This window comes from Nocardia sp. NPDC019323, assembly GCF_044389845.1.
Lineage (GTDB): Bacteria > Actinomycetota > Actinomycetes > Mycobacteriales > Mycobacteriaceae > Nocardia > Nocardia implantans.
This window is the reverse complement of the sequence record NZ_JBIRYN010000003.1, coordinates 671,627-690,528: the sequence shown is the minus strand read 5'-3', so window position 1 is coordinate 690,528 and position 18,902 is coordinate 671,627. Positions and strand designations below refer to the sequence as shown.

Below are 18,902 nucleotides of genomic sequence, written 5' to 3'. Positions count from 1 at the left end.
GCGTCACGCGCGCCGTCCGGGGTGGCTCCCGGACGGCGCGCGTCGTCCATGCGCCCGGCAGCACGCGTCCGGCGGACTCCGAGCCCACCGGGAATCGGCGGATCCGGCCGGCGTTCACGACCGCTCGGGAAGCGGCGCACGGCGCCCGGGAATCGGGCGCAACGGACAAATCGACAGCCTCAGAGGTCGTACAGATCGCGCTCCAACTCGCGCTGCCGCTCGATCCGCTTGCGCGCGTCGTAGTCGCGCATCCGCTGCGGATATCCGGTCTTGCCGACGTCGTAGACGGGGATGTGCAAATCCTTGGCAAGCCTTCGCGCCCCGCGCTCGCCGACGATCCGGCGTGTCCATTCACCATCCGCGGCAACAAGGACGACTGTGACATCTGTCACCGTGGTCTTCGGTTCGATATAGCCCTCGACGCCCACATGCGTGCGCACCCAGTCGGCCAGGTACCGAGCGTCCTGCCCGGACACCGAACCCCCACGTAGAGTGCCGCCACCCCGGGCGACGCCGCCGCGGAAACGATCCAGCAAACCCAACGACGCCGACCTCCTTTCCTGCACCGGAGAATGTTCACCGCCGGTCTTCCCATACTGCCAGCTCCGCGCAGTTCGCCGCCCTGTGCTACATGGCTTGCGGACGAGTGCAAGGATGGACCGCGGTACAAGAACCACACGGATCTCCGGTGCCACGCACAATGATCGGTGGCTTCCGGACTCCCGTCGCGACCCGCGGCGGGCGTCCGCAGCGAGATCAACTGTTGTAGAACCCCGTCGAGCAGTCAGAGGAGTCAACGGACATGGCCTTCTCCGTCCAGATGCCCGCTCTTGGTGAGAGCGTCACCGAGGGAACGGTGACCAGGTGGCTGAAGCAGGAAGGAGACACGGTCGAGGTCGACGAGCCGCTGCTCGAAGTCTCCACCGACAAGGTCGACACCGAGATCCCGTCCCCCGCGGCGGGTGTGCTGTCGAAGATCGTCGCAGGCGAAGACGACGTGGTCGAGGTCGGCGGCGAACTCGGCGTGATCAGCGAGCCCGGTGAGGCGGAGTCCTCCGCTCCCGCGCCCGCTCCGGAAGCCGCGGCGCCCGCGCAGGAGACTCCCGTCCCCGCGGAGGAAGCGCCCGCCGCCGAGCCGCAGGCCGAGCAGTCCGCTCCCGCCGCCCAGGCCGCTCCCGCGTCGTCCGGTGACGGCACGCCGGTGAAGATGCCGGAACTCGGCGAGTCGGTCACCGAGGGCACCGTCACCCGCTGGCTGAAGTCGGTCGGTGACGAGATCGCTGTCGACGAGCCGCTGCTCGAGGTCTCCACCGACAAGGTCGACACCGAGATCCCGTCCCCCGTCGCGGGCACCCTGCTGGAGATCACCGCCCAGGAAGACGATGTCGTGCCCGTCGGCGGGCAGCTCGGCGTCATCGGCAGCGGAGCACCGGCGGCCGCCGCACCGGCTCCCGCCCCCGCACCGGCCCCCGCGCCCGAGCCCGCTCCGAAACCCGCCCCGGCACCGAAGCCCGAACCGGCTCCGGCCGCCGCCGCTCCGGCCCCGAAGCCCGCGCCCGCCCCCGCACCGGCTCCCAAGCCCGAGCCTGCTCCCGCGCCCGCCGCCACCGCGGCCGCCGAATCCTCCAATGGCGCAACCCCCTACGTCACTCCGCTGGTCCGCAAGCTGGCCGAGGAGCACAACGTCGACCTCGCCGCGATCACCGGTTCCGGTGTCGGCGGCCGCATCCGCAAGCAGGACGTGCTCGCCGCCGCCGAGGCCAAGAAGGCTCCGGCCGCCGCCCCTGCCGCGTCCGCTCCGGCCGCGCAGGCGCCCGCGGCGCCCGCCGCCGCCCGTTCGCAGCTGGCTCACCTGGTCGGCACGGTGCAGAAGGCCAACCGCATCCGTCAGATCACCGCGACCAAGACCCGTGAGTCGCTGCAGACCACCGCGCAGCTGACCCAGGTGCACGAGGCCGACGTCACCAAGATCGCGGCGCTGCGCAATCAGGCCAAGGCGGCGTTCAAGGAGCGCGAGGGCGTCAACCTGACGTTCCTGCCGTTCTTCGCCAAGGCCGTGGTCGAGGCGCTCGGCGTGCACCCGAACGTCAACGCCAGCTACGACGAGTCCAGCAAGGAGATCACCTACCACGCCTCGGTGCACCTCGGCATCGCCGTCGACACCGAGCAGGGCCTGCTGTCGCCGGTGATCCACAACGCCAGCGACCTTTCGCTGGCCGGACTCGCCCGCGCCATCGCCGACATCGCCAACCGGGCCCGCAACGGCGGCCTCAAGCCCGACGAGCTGGCCGGCGGCACCTTCACCATCACCAACATCGGCAGCCAGGGCGCGCTGTTCGACACCCCGATCCTGGTTCCGCCGCAGGCGGCCATGCTGGGCACGGGCGCGATCGTCAAGCGCCCGGTCGTGGTGACCGACGAGACCGGCAACGAGTCCATCGGCGTCCGCTCGATGTGCTACCTGCCGCTCACCTACGACCACCGCCTGATCGACGGCGCCGACGCAGGGCGCTTCCTGACCACGATCCGGCACCGGCTCGAGGAAGCGGCGTTCGAGGCCGATCTCGGCCTGTGAGGAAGGTCCCGCGGCACGTATGAAGGTCGTGATCGCCGGCTCGTCCGGGTTGATCGGGACGGCGCTCGTCGCGGCTCTGCGCCGCGACGGGCACGAGGTCGCCAGGCTGGTGCGCAGGAAACCGGCTGGCCCGGACGAATTCGCCTGGAACCCCGCCCGCGCCCAGCTGGACCAGCGGGCGCTTCGCGACGCCGACGCCGTGGTCAACCTGTGCGGGGCAGGCGTCGGACGACGGCGCTGGAACGGCAGCTTCAAACAGGAGTTGCGCGACAGCCGGATCACACCGACCGACGTGCTGGCCGGGGCGGTGGCCGCCGCCGGCGTGCCCGTGCTGCTCAACGCCAGCGGGGTGCACTACTACGGCGGCGACACCGGCGATCGGGTGGTGGACGAGTCCTCCCCCGCCGGTTCGGGATTCCTCGCCACGCTGTGCCAGGATTGGGAGAAGGCGACCGAGCCCGCCGCCGCGGCCGGTGCGCGCACGGTGCTGTTGCGCAGCGCCGTGGTGTTGTCCCGGGCCGGCGGCCTGCTCGGAATGCTCCACCCGCTGTACGCGATCGGCTTGGGCGGGCGGCTGGGCAACGGCCGCCAGTACACGCCGTGGATCTCCATGACCGACGAGATCGGCGCGATCGTCTTCGCGCTCACCCACGACACGGTGTCCGGTCCGATCAACGTGGTCGGCCCGGCCCCGGTCACCAACGCCGAGTTCAGCCGCGCGCTGGGCCGGGCGCTGCATCGCCCCACGCCGCTCGTCGTCCCGGCGTTCGCGCTGCACGCGCTGGTCGGTGAGCTGGCGCGGGAGGCGATCCTGCGCGGGCCGAGAGCGATTCCCACCGCCCTCGAGGAAGCGGGCTACCAGTTCCACCATCCCACCATCGGCGCCGCGCTGGCGGCCACGGTGGGACGACCCGGAGATGCTCGATGACCGACCGAATCGACACCAGGCCCGCCACCGTCATCCGCGACGCCACCACCGACGATCTTCCGGCGATCCTCGACATCCACAACACGAATATCGCCACCTCCACCGCGATCTGGGACACCGAGCGCGTCGGCCTGGACGAGCGCCTCGGCTGGTTCCGCACCCGCACCGGCGCCGGGCTGCCCGTGCTGGCCGCCGAGAGCGACGGGGAACTAGCCGGTTACGCGAGCTACGGGCCGTGGCGCGCCAAATCGGGATACCGCTACACGGTGGAGAACTCCGTGTACGTCGACGACCGTTTCCAGCGTCGCGGCATCGCCACCGCCCTGCTCACCGAACTGATCGACCGCGCGCGCCGCGCGGGAGACGTGCACGCCATGATCGCCGCCATCGAATCCTCCAACACCGGTTCGATCCTGCTGCACGAGCGCTTCGGCTTCCGCACCGTCGGCGTGCTGCCCGAGGTGGGCCACAAGTTCGGCCGCTGGATGGATCTGACGCTCATGCAGCTGACCTTGCCGGTCGACGTCGACTGACCCCGCGTCTTCACACCGGGGCCTGCCGAATGCGCCGGCAGCGCTAGGGGTGCGCGCTCGTTGATCTACGCCGGGCAGCGAGCCATTCGGCGCTGCTGCGAGCGCGCGGGGTCTTGCACTCCCACCGGCAGGTGTCAGTGACGAAATGCGCTTCCGCCGGTGGGGATGCCGATCGTCGCGGCGAGCTCGGGCACCGCCACGGTCGGCCGGGCGCTGGACCACCCGGTGCGCCCGAGCTGACCACGCGCGCGGTCGGCGCAGTAATCTGCCGCCGACCACAACGACTCCACCGCGCTGGACCTTGTCAGCTCTCCCCTGGCAACCCCGATTCAGCTGTGGGGGCTCTCACCTCGAGGTGCTGGAAACGGCTGCCCCCGTGGGCGTACCGTCATCGCTGTGACCAAGCCGCGCACCACCGTGTCCGCCCGCTTCGATACGACCCCGATCGTGGTCGACGACCTCGGGCTGATCGACTACCACGCCGCCTGGGACCTGCAACGCGGCATCGCCGAGCAGCGCGCCGACGGCACCGGATCCGATCATCTGCTGCTGCTCGAGCACCCCTCGGTGTACACCGCGGGCCGCCGCACCGAAGCCGACGATCTGCCCATCGACGGCAGCCCGGTGGTGCAGGTCGATCGCGGCGGCAAGATCACCTGGCACGGTCCCGGCCAACTGGTCGGCTATCCCATCGTGCGGCTCGCCGAGCCGGTCGACGTCGTCGGCTACGTGCGCCGCCTCGAGGAGGCGTTGATCACCGTGTGCACCGGCCTCGGGCTGGTCTGCGGCCGCGTCGACGGGCGCTCCGGCGTCTGGTTGCCCGCCACCGAGTGGCATGCCGAACGCAAGATCGCCGCGATCGGTGTGCGCGTGCAGCGTGGCGTCGCTCTGCACGGCGTCTCGCTCAACTGCAACTCCGCCCTCGACGGGTTCCAGGCCATCGTCCCGTGCGGCATCCGCGACGCGGGCGTCACCACGCTGACCCGCGAACTCGGCCGCGAAGTCACCGTCGCCGAGATCAAGCCGCTGGTGGCCGACGCCATCGTCCGCGCGCTGGACGGCGACCTGCCGGTCACCGACCACGACATAACCCGCGTCACCCCTGGTGACACCACCCCGCAGTCCCCGATCACGACGGCGTAAGGTCGATCAGGTGACCTCAGTCGACACCCCGACACCACACGGCGCGTCCGCAGCCGAATCCGCTGCGGCACTCCCGGGTCCCTCCGTGGCTACGCACGCTACCGCCTCCGGGCCCGACGCTCGCGCCGCAAACGGCCGCAAGCTCCTGCGCATCGAAGCCCGCAACGCGGAAACCCCGATCGAGCGCAAACCCAAGTGGATCCGCACCCGCGCCACCATGGGCCCCGAGTATTCCGAACTCAAGGGCTTGGTGAAGCGCGAAGGCCTGCACACCGTCTGCGAGGAAGCGGGCTGCCCCAACATCTTCGAATGCTGGGAAGACCGCGAGGCCACGTTCTTGATCGGCGGCGAACAGTGCACCCGCCGCTGCGACTTCTGCCAGATCGACACCGGCAAGCCCGCCGCCCTCGACCGCGACGAGCCCCGCCGCGTCGCCGAGAGCGTCCAGGCCATGGGCCTGCGCTACTCCACCATCACCGGCGTCGCCCGCGACGACCTGGAAGACGGCGGCGCGTGGCTGTACGCCGAAACCGTCCGCGCCATCAAGCGTTTGAACCCGCACACGGGCGTGGAACTGCTGATCCCCGACTTCAACGCCGATCCCGACCAGCTCGCCGAGGTCTTCTCCGCGCGCCCGGAAGTGCTCGCGCACAACCTCGAGACGGTCCCCCGCATCTTCAAGCGCATCCGCCCGGCCTTCCGCTACGAGCGCTCCCTCGCGGTCCTGACCGCCGCCCGCGAAGCCGGCCTGGTCACCAAGTCCAACCTCATCCTCGGCATGGGCGAAACTCCCGAGGAAGTCACCCAGGCCATGCGCGACCTGCACGACGCAGGCTGCGACATCCTCACCATCACCCAATACCTGCGCCCCTCCCCCCGCCACCACCCCGTGGACCGCTGGGTGAAGCCGGAGGAATTCGTCGAGCACTCCAAGACGGCCGAGGAAATCGGCTTCGCCGGCGTCATGGCCGGCCCCCTGGTCCGCTCGTCCTACCGGGCCGGACGGCTCTACGCCCAGGCGATGGCCCACCACGGCCGCGAGATCGCCCCGGAAATGGCCCACCTCGCCGAGGAAGGCACGGCCTCCCAGGAAGCCAGCTCCGTTCTGGCCCGCTTCGGCAGCTGACCTACCTCCGAGCACCTTCGGCCCTCGCGTCCTTCCTGCGCGAGGGCCGACGCATATCTGCGAAGTCCGGGCAGACCGAGCAACTCCAGCAACCGGACAAACTAAATTGCGAGCTTAGTAAGTCGGCGTCTTAGTTCCCTGCCACGCTGTCGCCGGTGCCCTCGATCGCCCGGTTCAGCCGACGAGCGAGCAGGTCGGGTCTCGACAGCCTTGACCGCTCGGTACTCGCGGCCCTCCGGCACCGGCCGTGACACCGGTCGTTGCTGTCTCCCACCCGGTGTCGCCGAGACTTGCCGCTTTTAATGCCCTGGGGGCCAGAGGATCTCGTCCGAGCGTGGGAGTGACCCACCGCCATACGGTCGCTTCCGTTGTCGGTAGTGTCCATTCCAGCCCCTGAATTGCAATTCACGGCAATACAGCGAGACATGCTTGCGAGGAAGATTCCGATCGCTCAGCTCAGCCGTAACGCATTCGCCGGGTACCTCGCGCCGAACGGTCGCCTCAGGTCGGGATCGGGACTCCGGTGATCGAATCGAGACAAACTCGGTCTCATTACCGCGAAAGTGAGATTTGTGGCGTAAATCACGTTTATCTGCAAAAACGCAGGTCAGCGCCGCGCGCTCAGGCGTAGAACAGCACTCCAAGATCGGTAATTACTGTCATTAATTTTGAGTTTGCCCAATGTTCACCGGCCGTGATCAAGCTGAGATCAGGTCCGGAAGAGACCTGAGAAACCAGCTTCACAGCTCCACCGGCTTGTTTCTCTTCGGGTACGGCAGCGGCACCGTCGGGCACCGCCCGATTGTGCACCGCGTCGCGCCGCCGGGGATTCGAACCCGGCTTTCACAACGAAATCCGAAAACCGCACACGAGCCGAGACGGCGAACACCGCGCCTGGTGCCCGCCGTGGATCCCGCGCTGGTTTTTCCGGCCGGATCGCCGCACGAACAAGGAACTGATTTCTCGATGCCTGACGCACGCCTTTCTTTCCTCCGCCGCCCGTCCCTTCGTAAGGGCGCAGCCCTCGCCGCCACCGTCGGCGTGATCGCCGTCGGTTTCTCCGCAGGTGTCGCGGTGGCCGACGACCACGCTCCGGCTCCGGTCGCCGCCGCCGCGCCGATCGACCTCCCCGGCCTGCCCGGCCTGCCCGCGCTACCCGAACTGCCCCCGCTGCCAGGCCTGCCCGCACCCGAGGGTTTCCTGCCCGCGCCGCCCCCCGTCTACGAGAACAACCTCGACGGCTGGATCCGTCAGTCTCTCGACATCATGCGGATGCACGGCATCCCGGGAAGCTACGAGGGCATCCACCGCAACATCATGCGGGAATCCGGCGGCAATCCCAAGGCCATCAACCTGTCGGACTCCAACGCCGCCAAGGGAACTCCGTCCAAGGGCCTGCTCCAGGTGATCGACCCGACCTTCAACGCCTACCACGTCGACGGCACCGCCTTCGACATCTGGGACCCGGTCGCCAACATCACCGCCGCCTGCAACTACGCGGCGCATCGGTACGGCTCGATGGACAACGTCAACGGGGCCTACTGAGCCTCGAACCGAATCCGGGCAAGCGCCTCCTCGTCTCCTCGACGCGGAGGCGCTGCCGTTTCCGGGCCCCGACTACTTCACGAAGTCGCGCACGCCCTCGAAAACCGTCGACGACGACAACAGCGCGACATGGCCCAGACACGGCGTCTGGGTGTTGGTCGCGCCGCTGAGAACGGTGCTCTGATCAGGGTTGATGATCTCGTCGCACGGTGACCACCAGGTGCCGTAATTCACGCGGCCGGGAGTCTCGTCGGTGCTGTTGAGTTCGGCGAGGAAAGCTGAACCGGGCCGCATCTCGGTGCAGGAGACGTCGAAGCATCCGTTGGCGACGTCGGTGCCGTGATTAGGGCCTGCGATGGAAACCCAGTCGTCGACGGAATTCAGGCCGTCGAGGTTCTTCAAGTACCAGCGACTGTTGAGGCCGCCCATCGAGTGGGAGACGATATCGACCTTGGCTGCGCCGGTTTTCGCGCGCAGGGCATCGGCCTGCGCTTTCACCTCCAGTGCGATGTCCTTGTTCGACTGGGTGGTGTCGTAGCTGAATCGTGCCATCTCACCCTCGGAGTATCCCGCCTCCAGGAATCGGCCCCACATGTAATTCCAGTCCGCCGCAGATCCTTGCCAGCCATGGACGAAGAGGATCGGATCTCGCGCCGGCGCGGCGGCCGCCTGCGGCGTGGCGATGCCGAGGGAAGCGGTAGCGGTCGCGACCAGGGTGAGTAGTGCCATCCCGATGCGGCGCGTGATCGATGTGGTGCGCATGAATTGACTCCGATCTGCTCGCTGCACTGCGAGCAGACAGAAGATAGCGTCCAGCGGCTCATCCGGAGAGTTGTGAGACTTCACTGTTTCAACTCGCCGCCGACTTCCGGGATCTATCGCGGCGCGCGAGACAATCGCGGGAGAAGCTGTGCCAGGCCACGCCTCGACCGTTCCCCGGACGCGGCAGCAGCCACAGCGTGACTCACCGAGGGCCGCTTGGGTCTGGGCGTACCCTTCACCTTCACGGCCGTGGTCCGTCGGCGGACGAAATCCGAATTGCCGAGCAAGGCCAATGCGTGTGGCCTTGTCGATCTCACTCCACTGGCCAGATGGGCGTCAGCGCCGCACATCGATTCCGAACATGAGGAAACTCCGTCATCCGGTAACTTCGGCACCCTCAATGGCCATGTGCACTAAGGCAATTCGACCGGCGACACCTTTCCCACGAACTCCGCGACGGTCAGGGGATACGGCGAGGCTTGTTCACGACTTCTCGAGCCGTTGGCGCTGCGAACAAATACGAGTTGTCAGACCTGCGCCGCGCGCCGAGCCAGGAACTCTCGCACCTCGGGGACGCGAGCGTGGCCGCGCACCGTACTCGCGATAGCGTCGATGCGTTGGTGCAAGCGGGTGGATGCCAGTCCGGCGATGGTGTCGTAGTTGTCGGCAAGCAGTGAGCAGGCTCGTGCGACGTCACCCGCGCTGACGAAGTTGCGCGCCAGGCTGAGCTGCCACGCCGCGCGCTCCCTGGGCCAAGCCGATGAGCCGTCGATGGCAGCTTGCATGTGTGTCGTTGCCGCCGCGTGCTCGCCGACCCACATCTGGGCTTTGCCGGTGATGAAGTTCAGTTCGGCCTCGGGCAGGAATACCCACTCCGGATCATGCCCCCGAGTGGATTCATACGCACGGAAAGCTCGGTTGATCGCCGACGTCATCGCGGTCTTGTCTCCACGGGCACCGTGTGCCTCGGCCTCGCGAACGGCCATCAGCGCGCGCAGTTTCGGCCCGCCTTGACGAAGGGAAGCCTGTGAGGCGGCCTGCGCGTACTGCACCGCCAAAGGGTTCTTTCGCATGTCTCCTGGAAGGCTGATCATCAGACAGCTGGCATTCCCCAGCGCATGCGCCGCGGCGATGCCGTCCCCGGCCGCGTTCGCGGCGTTCGCCGCGTCCGCGTAATACCGCCGCGCGTCGTCGAGACGCCCGGCGTCGTAGTGCACCCACCCGGCGGCGGTCATCATCTCGGCCGCGGCGCTGGTGAGCGCACGCCCGACCGCCTCGGTGTAACTGCCCTGGTCGAGAAGCTGTTCGACATAGCGGACCTGATTGGCCGCCACCCGGCACAATCGGTCACCGCCGACCACCAGATCCAGTTCGTGGATCTGGTTCACGCTGTCGATGATGGCTTCCACGTCGCTCGCGCCGACTTTCCCGCCGGACGCCGACGCGGCGCTCGCGGTGGCGGAAACCGACATCATGGCAGCCCCGGCGCTTCCTAATGCCCCTGCTTTGAAGAAGTTGCGACGGTCCACATCTGCCTCCTGGTCCGACTCCACTACCAGTATGGCAAGCGGAACTCCCAGTGCGCGGGCTACGAGCCGTAAGACCCGAACGTCGTGCGAGGCAGGCCCGCCGCGCTCCAGACCCGAGACGGCGGGCTGTGAGAAGTTGATGAGCGCACCCAATTCCGTCTGCGTCATGCCGACGGATTTCCTGATGCGCCGGATCACTTCGCCCGTGGTCATGTACATGGCCGAGCGTCCCCCTGATCGTTGGTCGGATTTCCCCACAGCTTTTACCCCGAAAGCGGTTGTCCCGGGAGGATATACGGCTCTTCGGATAGCCGGAACGAAAACGGCGATCGACGCTCCCGTTTGGCGGATTACCGCGCTTACCTTCGGTCGCGGGTGCCCGGGACCGGGATGACGCCGCGCCATCAGCGGTGCATCAGCCCGTCACAGTGGCGGGCCGGTGGCGAGAGCCCCCGGCGCCGGGCGCCGGTCGATCCGCGAGACAGAGAGGTTTCCCGTGTCCACCCATTCCCTCGCCATCTACCAGCTCATCGCCCTGTGCGACGCGGCCGCCCACCAAGCGCCGATGCGACCGTTCAGCGTCGGCCAGGCCCATGACGTGATGCAGATCCATGTGGCCTGCCGCGCGAAACATTGCGCACGCAAGGCTGCGGCACGGCAGGTGCTCGTCGACAGCGGACGAATGGTGCCCGATCCGAGCAGGCCGCAGTGACGGCAGCCCCGCCGGGGCCGCCGCACCGGCGCCGCCACATCCGGATCGAGTCCGGCCCGTTGCGCCTCGACTACCAGGCGAGCGCCGAACACGCCGAAAGCGTCGCACATGCGCTGGCGCAACGGTTCCCGGCTGTCGAGGTCACCGTCGACGACGACTGGGACGACGATCTCCCGCACCTGCCATGCGCCCGGCTGTGGGACTGACCGCCGCGCCCTGCCACACCCTCATCCATCATCGAAACGCCAACGGAGATCTCATCGATGCGCTCCACTCGTCCGAAACAAGGCCGACTGTTCCCTACTGCGCGCTAGGGAGCGGGCCATGAACACGGATTCCGCCTCCGATCCCACACTCACTCGCTGCCTGCGCTACCGGCACGTCTATGGGCTGCCGTGCTATGTCCACGAGGAAACTCGGCGAATCACCCTGCGCGCAGGTGAAGTAGGCGCGGTGACGGTGCCCGAACAGGTCGGCAGAATGGTCCACGCCGACCTCGCCAGGCAATACCTGCTCGGCCCCGTCATCGCACACGGCTCCGGACGCTGGACGATTCTCGTCCGCCCCGACGACACCCGCCGGCTCACCGACGACACCGGCATTTTCATCGCACTGCTGCGCGCCTCCGCGACCATCGTCCCCGACGGCGGCGAGATACTGCTGCCCTCCCCCACCGACGAACGGACCGGCTACCGGTGGTGGGCCGTCGCACCGCGCGACGCGTTCCGCCCCCATATCACCACCGTTGTCCGGTCGATCATTCTCTGCACCGACCGCACTGCGCACCCCTCCGGCTTCCAACAACCTCACCGGCCGCGAGACCACTCGTAGCGACGATCGCCGAGCCACGCTCCCGCCGATGGGATGCGCGAGCCGAGCCGATCTCGTCTGAGCGAATCCGATGGAACCGAGGGCCACCCGAGCGCGTCATAGACTTCAGGGACGACTTCGACGGCCCGGATCGGGAGGCTTCGGTGGGACGACGGACGACAGCGACGGTTGCGGTGCTCGCTGGAGCGGCGCTGGTCGCATCGGGGTGCGATTCCGGCACGAACGGAACTGCCACGCCGAGCACCACAACCGACACATCAGCGGCCACTGCGGCACTGTGGGATCCGTGCACGCAGGTTTCGGATCAGATACTTCTCAAGATCGGCGTGAGTCCGGCGACAAGGGAGTCCGGCGTCGCCGGTGTGGAGGAGCCCGGATGGAAGCACTGCACTTGGAGCAGTGCAGACTTCGCACTCGGTGTCTGGTCGACAATCCACTCCGTAGACGACTTCCGAAAGAAAGAAGGAAATATCGAGTTTACTGATATTTCAGTCCGTGGGCGAAGCGGAGTTCAGTATCGTCGAGCAAAGGACAAGTTCGATGAAGACTGTGCTCTAGTCTTTCCCGCAAGCTATGGCGCACTGAGTATCACGATTTACAACCATGCGTCATCGAAAAGTGTGATTGCACCATGCACCAGGGCAATGACAGTTGCCGAGACTCTGGTCCCGACATTTCCTCGCTGACCAAGGAGATCATCTATGGCGATGGAAGAGGACGTATCGCGCTGGCGCTACCTCGCTGACGAAGCGAAGGCTGGCCGCCTTCACTTAGACCGCTCGGTCGCGAAAGAGTGCTGGGATGCCTGTGAGCGCCAGATCCAGCTCTACAACTCTCTGCGCACGAGTTTGAAGGATGTCGAAATGGTCACGGGTCTCGGCAGGTTCGACTGCTCCGACGAGCTGGCGAAGATGCTGGGCGCCAAGGCCATCGGCGGAGACGGCGATGTGGACTCCGCGCTGAGAGAGCACATCGAGGTATTGACCCTGATGCGTGATACCATCCAGATTTCCGTGGACCGCATCGGCGCACAGGACGACTCCAACGCGCAAGACACGAGCAATCTGCTGAACTGACCGGGGGAAGATCATGGGTCTGCCATTCTTGGTGGCGATCGGCGCCGCCCTGCTGGAGCAGTCGAAATCGGGTCCACCGGACAGCGGCTCGCGCGACGAGAGCCCCGACGCGGCCATCGCACGCAACCGCATCGCCGAGATCATGCGCGGTGGCACCGATTTACAGACCCAGTCGCCGAGAGTGTCCGAGAGCGCCTACAAGAATCCGGACGGAATCGACGATCTCTACCAACGCGTGCAGGCTATGTCGATCACCGATGTCGTCGCGCTGCATCAGCGATGGGAATCCATTCGCGATCGGCTCGAGCAGGGATTGCGGAGTTTCGGCCCGGAGATCGGCAAGGCCATGGAGGGCAAATGGGAGGGGGCGGCGGCGAAGGCCGCGGCGGACGGGATCAAGGAATACGTCGACAAGTCCAGCGGCCTGATCGGTTCGGTGCAGATCGTCGCCGAGAAGGTCAAGATCATCCGATCCGGCATCGAGGTCACCCGGCCCGCCGTGCAGGAAGCGCCTGCGCACACATGGACCAGCAACGTCGCGAGTTGGGTGCCGGGCCCGACCTGGAAGTTGAACCAGCATCGCGACGACGCCGCGCACGATGCGTCGGTGAACGTCGTCAAGAACGTCTTCTATCCTGCCGTCCGGGAGGCCGACACCGGCGTTCCGCTGGTGCCCAAGCCGTACAACCCCGTGCAGAAAGCCGGAGACCAGCCGCCCGCGCCTAACAACGGTTGGCAGCCGTCGTCCTCCGGTAACGACACCGCCGACAAAGCGACCACGACCGACCGAACGCAAGAACCAGCTACCCAGAACACGCCGGAGAGCGCCGTTCCGGCCAGCACGAACCCTGCTGCGGAGCTGGAGAGCACGCCCGAACAGACCACGACCACGCCCGCAGGCACGAGCCCGTCGACTCAACCGGCAAGCACGAATGCCGGCACCGATCCGGCATCGACCCGCCCCGGAACACCGAGCCCCGGCTCCCCCGGCACGCCTCACCCGAGCACCGTCACCCCGGGCGTGCCCGGCCTCGGCACTCCCGCGCCGGGTCGCAGCAGCAATGGTGTGCCCGGCGTCCCGGGCGGCGTTCCCGCAGCCGCGTCCGCGCGTCCTGGCACCGGGCGGCCGGGGGCGAGCGGCACGCCGGGCATGATGGCGCCGGGTGCTCGCGGCAAGGGCGACGACGACAAGGAACACCAGACGAAGGACTATCTGGTGAACCAGCGCAACGGCGAGGAACTCACCGGGCTCGGTACGGAGAACAGGGCGAAGTCGGTGCCGCCGGTGATCGGTGAATGAGCGACCCGGGTATCGACGCCACGCGACCACCCTGGCAGACAACGAAGGAATCAGCTTCATGAACCGGCGGGACTGGTCATTCACCGCACTCGGCTTCACGGTGCTGTGGCGGGCCGTCGACCGAGACGTGCTGCCTTACCCGCTGCAGTACCGATCCACCGCGGAGACCGTCGCGGATTACGAGTCGGAGTGGAGGTCCGAAGCCGCCGGGCTGCACCGCCGCCTCGACGAGTCCCTCTACAGCGCGCTACGAGTGCTGGCCGAACCCGAGGCACGCGTCGAAATGGCGGGATTCCACGGGGAAGACAAACTGCGCGTTCACGCGGCCGTGCATTACCGGCATGCTGTGCTGCTGGTGCAGGAGCCCACGTCGTCGCCGGATCGCGGCGGGGCGGTGCACATGTCGCTGATAGATGCGCAGAGCGTCAGCCGCCGGGTCATCGACCTGCTGCCCGACGGTGCACGCGGCAGCGGCCCCGGTATCGAGATCTCCCGGCACGAACTCGACGCCGAGGACGAGGAACCGTATCGCGTGGGCGCCCCGGCCCCGCCCCGCGTCCGAGCCCAGCAGTTCTTCGAACGCCCCCGCACCACCATCGCCCACGTCGCGGTGTATGCGGGCCCGGCATGGGACAACCGCCCGGCACCCGCCCGTGGCTTCCACGTGATGGACTATCCCGACGGCCGCTATCTCGTCCGCAGTGGAGCCACCCTCGAGGCCATCCCTGCCGACACTGCGGAAGCACGATCCCAACTCGACCGCGCCATACACGCCACGGTCGCGGCCTTCCGCGAGGAAAACGATCCCAGCTACAGCTGACGCCATCGGTACCGCTGCTTCCCAGCCGCAACCGGAATCGAGCGCGCCGACGGACTCGGCAAACGGTCCAGCGCCGGATCGCACCGGGCGAACAGCTCACTTCCCCCTCTGTGCAGCGGAACCGGCCGCCCGATGGCATGTCGTTGCCGATCCGCACCAGCACCGACATGCCACAGCGCTTCGACGACTCAGTCGAGGATGTTCATCACCACCGCCGTGAGCGCCAGGGCGAGGAACAAGCCGCAGACGACCCAGCTGGTGCGAATCCAGTTGAGACCCGGCCATCTCGGCGGTTTCGGAGCGATCGCGCCGGGCAGAAGGTGAAACGCCGGGGAGCGGTAGTACACCGTCGTCCGGCATCCGGGTTCCACCGGCACCACGGCGTCGGCCGGACCCATATCGGAATCCCACGCCCGGACGAACCACGTGACGAGGCCGTGGACGCCTCGCGTCAGAACTTCTACCCGGTAGAGTCCAGGCGCCGCCGGAATGCGAGTGCGTCCCCACGAGGCGTTCGGTATTTCGTTGCCGTTGACGTAGATGCGCGGTCCGGTCGTCGCGTACACGGGGGCCGCGATCCACCACCGGAAGTAAGACGTGTCGACCACTATCCCGGTCTCGCCCGGCTCCGGCCGGTAGGCGTCGACCGGGTGACGCTCGGTGTCTTGGGCGAACCGGAGTCGCGGCAGGCCAACGGTGTGCATCGGTGGCGGCACATAGTGCGTTCTCCCGCCATACGAAAACATCTCCGGTGCGTAGGGGTTCGGCTGGACCGCGTGGGGCGCGGACCGGCCTCGGTCCCCATGCGGCGGCAACGGTGCGCCGAAGCCCGGCTGCGGTGCGGGCGGAGGCCCCGCCTGCGCGGGCCGCCACGGATCGCCCCAACTCGACTGCGGCGGCGGAGCACCCGGACCGGTTGTCCCGGGTGGCGGCGGACCGAAGCCCGCCTGCCCGACAGGCGGGCCGCCCGAGCCCTCCACCGGCCCCGTCGGCCGAGACGGTCCATTTGCCGGACCACCGGAATGTGGCCCTTGCTGATAGTTCACGGTACTGATTCCCCTCGTCGTGCCGACTGTGGATGATCAGGCCTGGGCAGGCTGGTTGTCCTTACCCAGAAGGGCATAGATGACAGCGACAACGGCCTGCGTGAGCGTATGGACGTCTTTGAAGGCCTTCGCCATGTCGAGAAGCAGTGTCGAGATCTTCAATCCATCGCGCCCGATCCTCGCGAGCGCCGCCGCGGCGACATGCGGCCCCGCGGCGCCCAAGCTGATCGCGAGTTCGATGGAGTAGCCGATCAGGGCTCCCGCCAAGCTGGTCAGGATGTCCTGGACCATCTTCCGGAAAGCTTTGACGATCTGTGCGACGGTGTGCATGATCTCGCCGAGAGTGGCCGCTACCCCGCCCGCCCCGGCGATCTGGTCGATGAGATCCGTGGCCCGGCTCCGGTACGCATCTCCCGCGCTCCCGGTCCATGTCGCGATATCGGCTTCCAGACCCGACTGCCACGACGTGCTCATAGTGGTCAGCTCGGTGGCGATATTCTTCCAAGTCGTGGAATACGCCTCCACCATCTTGTCGTTTCCGGCGAGCCCGTCCAGCACCTTGCGGTATGGCTCGACGTGCGTGAGCATCCAACCGGCGATCTGGTCACCCACGAACCCGAACGGATCGACCCACGCGTCCGCGGCGGTCACCCCGGCCGCGATGCCACCGGTGATCGACTCGAAGGTCTTCCCGTTGCGGAAATTGGCGTACGCCTCCCAAGCGTCCCCGGCGATCGTGCCGGACAGGAACCCGGGCAGCTTGGTTTCCTCGTCCGGCTTCAGGCCGACGTCGTGCATCCAGAAGACGGTCTCCTGGAAATACTCCTCCCGGTAATCGGTCCCCTCCGCGATCAGTCGATTGTTCTCGGGCTTCTTCCGGTCGTCGAAACCGGGAGTGTTCTCGTTGAGCCAATTGCCGACACTCGTGCTCACTTCGGGCCTCCAGACGCGCCGGCGATGGTTTCCCGCAGTTCGGTCACCGACCTGCCGAACGCGCCGTCTTTGTCTTCGAATGCCGTTGCCACGGTGGCGAGTTTGTCGGGCAGCGCTGCGACGTCCTCCGCGAGTTTGCGAATCACCGCGATGGTGTCGCGATGCTTTTCGGCCAGCACCATCCGCACGAACGGCCGCGGGATCTCGCCGAAACCGTCGTCCGCTTCGCCAAGGTAGCAAGCGGCTTCGAGCGACAGCCGCAAGCTCTCCATGAGCGTCCGCAGGTTCGCGGCGTGATCGCGCACCTCGCCGGGATCGACGGAGATGGCGTCGGGATTGGTCATGGTCACACCAGCCAGGAACGGTTGTAGTACTCGGTCTCCGGATCCGGCTCGTCGGGAACGACGATCTGGTCACGGTTGGGTTTGCGGCCGCGCGGGGAGGAAGTCGCGTCCGCGGCGACCGGGCCCGGCGGCGGGGCATAGGCGGGCGGCGTGTTGGGCGCGCTGTCACGCGGTGAGCCCTGAGTACGGTCGTCGGACGCTGCGGAAGGCTCCGGGTCGGGGAAGCGCTGGGCGTACTGGGCGGTGATCGCGGCGCCCGCCTCGTCGTCACCGACGGTGTCGCGCACCAGCTCGGTGACTCGCGTGCGCAGACTCGACTGCGCCCGTCGCATGCACGACAGGATCTCCGCGGACAGCGCCCCCGGATCCATCCCGCGCGAGTTCGGCGACAGATCGATAGCCGTGGGGACACCGCTGCTGTCCACGGTGACACCGACCCGGCCGTCCCTGCTGGACTCGGTGACCGTCAACGCCTGCATCCGGCCTTCCAGCTCCTGAAACCGCCCGGCCCTACGCTCGAGATCCGCTGCCATCCGCGCCAAATCATCCGCGGCATGGCCCACATCGAATGCGGCCATCAACACCTCCACTTCGTCGCTGCCTACTTCGAATCGACCTGCCGACACGCGACAACCGGAGTTCCGCTGTGTCTCATACCGACACAGACGCAGCGCACGGCCGATCGGTTCCATGGAATTTCGCGTTCCGACCGAACCGGCGCGTGCCGATCCGGCCCGAACATACGAAGGCGGCCTTGCCCTGCACCGGCACGTCGCTGTCCGATACACGACAAGTACTGCGCCACAGGGCATTCAGCGTCGAGCAAGTCGCCGCAACTGGCTCATCGAGCCGACGAACCACCATCGACGCAGGTCGGACGGGTACTCCCGCCAGTGACAACAGGTGCGGCTCCTGGGACACCTAACCTTGCCCTATGCCTCGCTGGAGTACGCACCGTCGCAAGCCGGCGGAGGTGGGCAGGCTGGCACGGGTCGGTGGCGATCCCGAATCATTCTCGGCCGCAACTCTTTCCAGATCGATCACCAGATCGATCACCGCCGCGGCGAGCGGACCGGGCAGGTCGTCGAACGCGAACAGCGAAGCACCACCGCCGCCGCGAGTGCATCCCGGCTCGCTGGCGCCCAAGAGCGAATCTCTCGCGCAGGCGACGGCGATGCCGCCGCCGCCCGAACGTGAGGATGACGAGCCGCATCGGGTGCACCACTCCGGGGCGGCCGCATTCGTCGGGCTCTGCGTCGGTGTGGTGCTCCTGCTGGTGTCGGGGTGCCTACTGGTGAACAACCACCCGACCGGAACATCGGCAGCTGCCACGACGGCGCTGCGCACCAGCGCACCGAGCGCCCCGGCGGCGACATCCACCGTGCGGACGACAACGCAGGCAGCCGCTGCGCCTCCCGTCAAGACGGGCATCGGGGTCACCTTCGGAAAGGTCGTCGCCAACGACGGCACGACCATGGTGGTCAGGAACGCGTTCACCAGCAGCAGCGTCAAGGTCCGCGCGGACGCCGACACCAAGGTCAACGTCTTGGTGGCCAAACGGGCGCCGGACATCCGCGTCGGCGCCATCGTCGCCGTCTACGGGCGGCAATATCCCGATCACACCATCGTCGCCGAGATCATCACCGGCATCTCGATCGGCGCACCCTCCAGGTGAGCGCAGCTGGGCGGGATCGCAGCG

At 67.5% G+C, this 18,902-nt stretch carries 22 protein-coding genes; 14 read left to right on the top strand and 8 right to left on the bottom strand.

Annotated elements, in window-relative coordinates:
• Positions 1 to 179 precede the first annotated feature (179 nt).
• A complete protein-coding gene (locus ACH49X_RS16140; protein WP_397070071.1) occupies positions 180 to 542 on the bottom strand; it encodes an oxidoreductase in 363 nt (120 codons plus the stop codon).
• A 260-nt stretch (positions 543 to 802) separates the two neighbouring features.
• Here ACH49X_RS16140 and sucB point away from each other — a divergent pair, with 260 nt between their 5' ends.
• The 5 genes from sucB to lipA all read left to right on the top strand — a co-directional run bounded on the left by sucB (position 803) and on the right by lipA (position 6,305).
• On the top strand, positions 803 to 2,575 hold the full coding sequence (gene sucB, locus ACH49X_RS16135; RefSeq protein ID WP_195077803.1) for a 2-oxoglutarate dehydrogenase, E2 component, dihydrolipoamide succinyltransferase: 1,773 nt from the start codon (positions 803 to 805) through the stop codon (positions 2,573 to 2,575).
• A 19-nt stretch (positions 2,576 to 2,594) separates the two neighbouring features.
• The gene (locus tag ACH49X_RS16130; protein WP_357205383.1) at positions 2,595 to 3,503 is read left to right on the top strand and encodes a TIGR01777 family oxidoreductase; all 909 of its coding nucleotides are present in this window, start codon (positions 2,595 to 2,597) and stop codon (positions 3,501 to 3,503) included.
• Positions 3,500 to 4,036, top strand: coding sequence for a GNAT family N-acetyltransferase (locus tag ACH49X_RS16125; protein ID WP_195077801.1), 537 nt, complete (start codon positions 3,500 to 3,502; stop codon positions 4,034 to 4,036). Before ACH49X_RS16130 ends, ACH49X_RS16125 begins: the two co-directional genes overlap by 4 nt.
• A 396-nt stretch (positions 4,037 to 4,432) precedes the next feature.
• Positions 4,433 to 5,179, top strand: a complete 747-nt coding sequence (gene lipB / locus ACH49X_RS16120; protein WP_195077800.1) for a lipoyl(octanoyl) transferase LipB — start codon at positions 4,433 to 4,435, stop codon at positions 5,177 to 5,179.
• 85 nt (positions 5,180 to 5,264) lie between these two features.
• Positions 5,265 to 6,305 carry a lipoyl synthase gene (lipA, locus tag ACH49X_RS16115; protein ID WP_357205380.1) on the top strand — a complete coding sequence of 347 codons (1,041 nt, stop codon included), beginning with the start codon at positions 5,265 to 5,267 and terminating at the stop codon, positions 6,303 to 6,305.
• Positions 6,306 to 6,926: 621 nt separating this feature from the next.
• On the opposite strand, the gene ACH49X_RS16110 is transcribed toward lipA, so the two are convergent.
• Complete coding sequence (locus ACH49X_RS16110; RefSeq protein WP_357109033.1) at positions 6,927 to 7,100, bottom strand: hypothetical protein; 174 nt, start codon at positions 7,098 to 7,100, stop codon at positions 6,927 to 6,929.
• 171 nt (positions 7,101 to 7,271) lie between these two features.
• Here ACH49X_RS16110 and ACH49X_RS16105 point away from each other — a divergent pair, with 171 nt between their 5' ends.
• Positions 7,272 to 7,850, top strand: coding sequence for a transglycosylase SLT domain-containing protein (locus tag ACH49X_RS16105; RefSeq protein WP_195077797.1), 579 nt, complete (start codon positions 7,272 to 7,274; stop codon positions 7,848 to 7,850).
• Positions 7,851 to 7,922: 72 nt separating this feature from the next.
• Here ACH49X_RS16105 and ACH49X_RS16100 read toward each other — a convergent pair whose 3' ends face one another.
• The gene (locus ACH49X_RS16100) at positions 7,923 to 8,696 is read right to left on the bottom strand and encodes a triacylglycerol lipase (RefSeq protein ID WP_323123881.1); all 774 of its coding nucleotides are present in this window, start codon (positions 8,694 to 8,696) and stop codon (positions 7,923 to 7,925) included.
• Between the two features lie 443 nt (positions 8,697 to 9,139).
• Positions 9,140 to 10,339, bottom strand: a complete 1,200-nt coding sequence (locus ACH49X_RS16095) for a helix-turn-helix transcriptional regulator (protein ID WP_357205377.1) — start codon at positions 10,337 to 10,339, stop codon at positions 9,140 to 9,142.
• A gap of 298 nt (positions 10,340 to 10,637) precedes the next feature.
• On the opposite strand from ACH49X_RS16095, the gene ACH49X_RS16090 reads away from it, so the two are divergent.
• From ACH49X_RS16090 to ACH49X_RS16060, 7 genes are all read left to right on the top strand, one after another.
• The gene (locus ACH49X_RS16090) at positions 10,638 to 10,853 is read left to right on the top strand and encodes a hypothetical protein (protein WP_195077795.1); all 216 of its coding nucleotides are present in this window, start codon (positions 10,638 to 10,640) and stop codon (positions 10,851 to 10,853) included.
• Positions 10,850 to 11,059: a hypothetical protein gene (locus tag ACH49X_RS16085; RefSeq protein ID WP_195077794.1), complete on the top strand. Its 210-nt coding sequence runs from the start codon at positions 10,850 to 10,852 to the stop codon at positions 11,057 to 11,059. Before ACH49X_RS16090 ends, ACH49X_RS16085 begins: the two co-directional genes overlap by 4 nt.
• Before the next feature lie 118 nt (positions 11,060 to 11,177).
• Complete coding sequence (locus ACH49X_RS16080) at positions 11,178 to 11,684, top strand: DNA-directed RNA polymerase subunit beta (RefSeq protein WP_195077793.1); 507 nt, start codon at positions 11,178 to 11,180, stop codon at positions 11,682 to 11,684.
• Positions 11,685 to 11,827: 143 nt separating this feature from the next.
• Complete coding sequence (locus tag ACH49X_RS16075; RefSeq protein WP_357205374.1) at positions 11,828 to 12,370, top strand: DUF3558 domain-containing protein; 543 nt, start codon at positions 11,828 to 11,830, stop codon at positions 12,368 to 12,370.
• Positions 12,371 to 12,385: 15 nt separating this feature from the next.
• Positions 12,386 to 12,760: a hypothetical protein gene (locus ACH49X_RS16070; protein WP_357205371.1), complete on the top strand. Its 375-nt coding sequence runs from the start codon at positions 12,386 to 12,388 to the stop codon at positions 12,758 to 12,760.
• Between the two features lie 13 nt (positions 12,761 to 12,773).
• Complete coding sequence (locus ACH49X_RS16065) at positions 12,774 to 14,060, top strand: hypothetical protein (RefSeq protein ID WP_357205368.1); 1,287 nt, start codon at positions 12,774 to 12,776, stop codon at positions 14,058 to 14,060.
• A gap of 58 nt (positions 14,061 to 14,118) precedes the next feature.
• Positions 14,119 to 14,880 carry an ESX secretion-associated protein EspG gene (locus ACH49X_RS16060; protein WP_357109019.1) on the top strand — a complete coding sequence of 254 codons (762 nt, stop codon included), beginning with the start codon at positions 14,119 to 14,121 and terminating at the stop codon, positions 14,878 to 14,880.
• Positions 14,881 to 15,068: 188 nt separating this feature from the next.
• On the opposite strand, the gene ACH49X_RS16055 is transcribed toward ACH49X_RS16060, so the two are convergent.
• The 4 genes from ACH49X_RS16055 to ACH49X_RS16040 form a co-directional block, all read right to left on the bottom strand.
• A complete protein-coding gene (locus tag ACH49X_RS16055; protein ID WP_357205365.1) occupies positions 15,069 to 15,584 on the bottom strand; it encodes a hypothetical protein in 516 nt (171 codons plus the stop codon).
• Positions 15,585 to 15,962: 378 nt separating this feature from the next.
• The gene (locus tag ACH49X_RS16050) at positions 15,963 to 16,859 is read right to left on the bottom strand and encodes a WXG100 family type VII secretion target (RefSeq protein ID WP_195077787.1); all 897 of its coding nucleotides are present in this window, start codon (positions 16,857 to 16,859) and stop codon (positions 15,963 to 15,965) included.
• Positions 16,856 to 17,203: a hypothetical protein gene (locus ACH49X_RS16045; RefSeq protein ID WP_195077786.1), complete on the bottom strand. Its 348-nt coding sequence runs from the start codon at positions 17,201 to 17,203 to the stop codon at positions 16,856 to 16,858. Before ACH49X_RS16045 ends, ACH49X_RS16050 begins: the two co-directional genes overlap by 4 nt.
• Positions 17,204 to 17,205: 2 nt before the next feature.
• Complete coding sequence (locus ACH49X_RS16040) at positions 17,206 to 17,781, bottom strand: YbaB/EbfC family nucleoid-associated protein (RefSeq protein ID WP_357205362.1); 576 nt, start codon at positions 17,779 to 17,781, stop codon at positions 17,206 to 17,208.
• 356 nt (positions 17,782 to 18,137) lie between these two features.
• Here ACH49X_RS16040 and ACH49X_RS16035 point away from each other — a divergent pair, with 356 nt between their 5' ends.
• Positions 18,138 to 18,878: a hypothetical protein gene (locus ACH49X_RS16035; RefSeq protein ID WP_195077784.1), complete on the top strand. Its 741-nt coding sequence runs from the start codon at positions 18,138 to 18,140 to the stop codon at positions 18,876 to 18,878.
• Positions 18,879 to 18,902 lie beyond the last annotated feature (24 nt).